The 1,602-nt window shown below is 43.8% G+C and carries 2 protein-coding genes; both read right to left on the bottom strand.

The features are described 5' to 3' along the window. Positions 1-3: 3 nt before the first annotated feature. On the bottom strand, positions 4-939 hold the full coding sequence (locus tag A3G19_RS03840) for an aminodeoxychorismate synthase component I (protein ID WP_294870672.1): 936 nt from the start codon (positions 937-939) through the stop codon (positions 4-6). Further along, positions 939-1,602, bottom strand: a 664-nt coding sequence (locus tag A3G19_RS03835) for an aspartate carbamoyltransferase catalytic subunit (RefSeq protein ID WP_294870670.1), incomplete at its 5' end; no start/stop codon positions are given. The genes A3G19_RS03835 and A3G19_RS03840, both read right to left, overlap by 1 nt.

Raw genomic sequence — 1,602 nt, 5'->3', positions numbered from 1 at the left:
TCGCTAAGGAATATATACCTTATCAATCATTTCGTTGTATTCGCTTAAGCAATCACTATCTGCTGTGAGTCCGCCACCGCTCTTATAAATCAGTTTTCCCTCAATGTTTTCAATAAATCGGATAGCTACTGCACTGTAGAGATTTTTACCGTCAAAATGGCCGAATATACCTGTGAAATATCCTCGATCGTACCCTTCGACTTCTTTTATTATTTCTACCGTTTTTCGCTTTGGCGTACCGCTGATACTTCCCGCAGGCAACAGTGTTCTTATGATTAGGCCTGCATTTTTTTTCCAGTTGTTTTCTAATGTACCTGAAATATGTGAACTTACTTGGTGAAGTTTTTTATCGCCCGCATTGATTGTGGTGATGTAGCGGAACTTTTCGACTTTAATCTCTTTGGCGACAATTCCTAAATCATTACGGAGCAAATCAACGATCATCGTATGTTCAGCCAGTTCTTTGGGATCATTCAAAATGGTCTCGATTGCATTAGGCAAAGAGGCATCGATTGTCCCTTTCATCGGGTAGGTATGGATGATATCTCCCTCAATAGTGATAAAAGGTTCGGGTGAGAAGCAGACAAAGTGATCTTTTATGCGAAGTTTATACGGGGCATTAGCCATCGTGTAGATCTCTTTTAGTGTGTAACCGGATTCAATGAGGGTGGGTTGTGTCAAATTGAGCAGATAGGTATTTCCGTTTCGGATATGCGCTTGGACCGCATCGAATTTCTGGCGGTAATATTTTAATGACACAGGTGAAAAAGAAGGTTTGTGCGGGGCATTTGTGGTACTTGAGTTGCTGTTAAAAGCAAATTCGATATCTTCTGCTTTGAGCTCTTCCAAAGCGAAGCAATGGAAAAATTCTCCGGTAAAATCGGTATAAAAAAAGCAGGGGACCCCCGACGAAACGAGGGAACTGAAACGTTGGAACATTAGGCGATAAGTGCTTTAAGAACAGCCATACGTATCGCTACGCCATTACGCACTTGTTCTAAAACTTTACATCTTGGATCACCCAGCATCATGTCATCGATATCGATATTTCGGTGTACCGGTCCCGGATGAAGGAGAATCAGGTCACGTTTTCCGACAAGCTCATGGGTGATACAAAAATCCGATCCGTAGTCTTTGAGTGAGCCGTAGGTTTGATGAGAGTGTCGTTCGGTTTGGGTACGCAGAGACATGATTGCATCGACATTATCGATTACATCGTGGAGATTATGGGTCATTTTGAGATGACTGTCGGGGAGAAAATGGGGTGGTGCTACCAGTGTGATATCCATCCCAAAGCGGGTCAATAACTCGATATTGCTGTTGGCAACGCGAGAGTTTTTAATATCACCGACGATTGCGATTTTTTTTCCTTGAACATCACCGAAATGACGACGGAGGGTAAAGAGATCAAGGAGTGCTTGCGTCGGATGGGCATGGGCACCGTCTCCGGCATTGATGATGGAAGCATGAGTGTGTTCGGCAAGGATATTCGGAACTCCGGCATGAGCATGGCGAACAATCATCGCATGGGGACCCATAGCATCGAGATTAGCTGCCGTATCGACAAGGCTTTCCCCTTTTTGGGTAGAACTTTTTTGAACA

It is taken from the genome of Sulfuricurvum sp. RIFCSPLOWO2_12_FULL_43_24, assembly GCF_001829605.1.
Classification (GTDB): domain Bacteria; phylum Campylobacterota; class Campylobacteria; order Campylobacterales; family Sulfurimonadaceae; genus Sulfuricurvum.
The sequence above is the reverse complement of the archived record's forward strand: the minus strand, read 5'-3'. Positions and strand labels throughout refer to the sequence as shown.

Bases quoted from the DNA above. Each gene is read 5' to 3' on its own strand.
- A3G19_RS03840 (WP_294870672.1), bottom strand. From the start codon at position 939: ATGTTCCAACGTTTCAGTTCCCTCGTTTCGTCGGGGGTCCCCTGCTTT.